General features: G+C 66.9%; 2 protein-coding genes. Both read left to right on the top strand.

Annotated elements, in window-relative coordinates:
• Positions 1-44 precede the first annotated feature (44 nt).
• Positions 45-782, top strand: a complete 738-nt coding sequence (locus tag QN345_RS18645; protein ID WP_134446077.1) for an ABC transporter permease — start codon at positions 45-47, stop codon at positions 780-782.
• Positions 783-784: 2 nt separating this feature from the next.
• On the top strand, positions 785-1711 hold the full coding sequence (locus QN345_RS18650; RefSeq protein WP_322135929.1) for an ABC transporter substrate-binding protein: 927 nt from the start codon (positions 785-787) through the stop codon (positions 1709-1711).
• Positions 1712-1776 lie beyond the last annotated feature (65 nt).

Raw genomic sequence — 1776 nt, forward strand, 5'->3', positions numbered from 1 at the left:
CCCGCTGCGGTGCTCGGACCCATGCCCGTCGTTCGGAGTGTCGCATGAATTACTTCACGGATGCGGTCGCCTGGCTCCTCGACCCGGCGCACTATCCCGGGCCGACCGGGATCCCGGCCCGGCTCGGCGAGCAGCTCCTCTTCACGGTGGTGACCCTCGTGCTCGCCTCTGTCATCGCCATCCCGGTCGGATTCCTGATCGGGCACACCGGGCGCGGACGGGGGATCGCCGTCGCGACCTCCGGCGGGTTGCGCGCCATCCCCACCCTCGGCCTGCTCACCCTCGTCGCCCTCTGGATCGGCATCGGGCTCGGCGCCCCATACGTTGCCCTGACCGTGCTCGCGATCCCGCCCATTCTCGCCGGCGCATACACCGGGTTCGAGGCGGTCAACCGCGCGACGATCGACGCGGCGAGGGCCGTCGGCATGACGGAGCTTCAGATCGTGCGCCACGTTGAGATACCCCTCGGACTGCCCTTGCTCATCGGCGGGCTGCGGTCGGCGACCCTGCAGGTCGTCGCAACGGCCACCCTTGCCGCATACGTCGCCGACTTCGGGCTCGGCCGGTTCCTCTTCGCGGGGCTCAAAACCAACGATTACGCCCAGATGCTCGGCGGGTCGATCCTGGTGATCCTGCTCGCCCTCGTTCTCGAGGGCCTGTTCGCCGGTCTCCAGAAACTCGTCGTACCCCGCGGCGTCGCAGTCGGACGCCCCCCAGTCGACCGGAAGGCGTCGACCCGACGTCGCCCGGGGATGGAACCCGCCATCACGAAAGGAATCTGACAATGTTCACAGCGAAAAAAGGCCGGCTCGCGGCAGTCGCCGCGGTCGCGGTTGGGGCCGTCGTAGCCCTTGCAGGGTGTGCGTCCAGTAATCCACTGGGCACCGGAAGTAACGCGTCGAGCGCACCGACGACACTCGTCGTCGGATCCCAGGACTACTACTCGAACGAGATCATCGCCGAGATCTACGCCCAGGCGCTCGAGTCGAACGGATTCACCGTCGACCGCCAGTTCCGGATCGGACAGCGCGAGGTCTACCTGCCCGAGCTGAAGTCCGGGTCGATCGACGTCTTCCCCGAGTACACCGGAAGCCTGCTGCAGGCGCTCGACAAGGCCGCGGCCGGCGGAACGAGCGATGCCGTTCACGACCAGCTCGTCAAGGCCCTCCCGAGCGGCCTGACCGCCCTCGACAAGTCCGACGCGAGCGACCAGAACTCGTGGACAGCGACCCAGGCCTTCGTCGACACCTACAAGCTCACCGATCTCGCCTCCCTGAAGAACGTCACCGAGCCCATCACGGTCGGCGGCAACTCCGAACTGGAGACGCGGCCATACGGGCCGACGGCGCTCAAGGACAAGTACGGCATCACGATCGCCGGATTCGTGCCCGTTGAGGACAACGGCGGACCGCTCACCGTCAAGGCGCTGGTCGACAACAAGATCCAGCTCGCCAACATCTACACGGCAGACCCGAACATCAAGTCGAACAACCTCGTCGCCCTCTCCGACCCCGACGGCCTGTTCTTCCCGGACAACGTCGTGCCCATCGTCTCCAGCAAGGTCGACGAGAAGGCTGCCAGCGTCCTCAACAAGATCAGCGCGGCGATGACCGCTGCGGACCTCGTGAGCCTCAACGCCCAGAGCGTCAACGACAAGGAGTCGGCGGACAAGATCGCCTCCGCGTGGCTCGCGCAGGCGAAGCTCTTCTAGTTCGTCGCTCTCTCACCGCGGTCACCCGCGACCTCCAGGACCGCCCGGTTGCCTCGCAGCCGGGC

The organism is Cryobacterium sp. 10I1 (genome assembly GCF_035019805.1).
Classification (GTDB): Bacteria; Actinomycetota; Actinomycetes; order Actinomycetales; family Microbacteriaceae; genus Cryobacterium; species Cryobacterium glucosi.

Coding starts and splice junctions, on each gene's coding strand:
- QN345_RS18645 (WP_134446077.1), top strand. CDS start 45: ATGAATTACTTCACGGATGCGGTCGCCTGGCTCCTCGACCCGGCGCAC.
- QN345_RS18650 (WP_322135929.1), top strand. CDS start 785: ATGTTCACAGCGAAAAAAGGCCGGCTCGCGGCAGTCGCCGCGGTCGCG.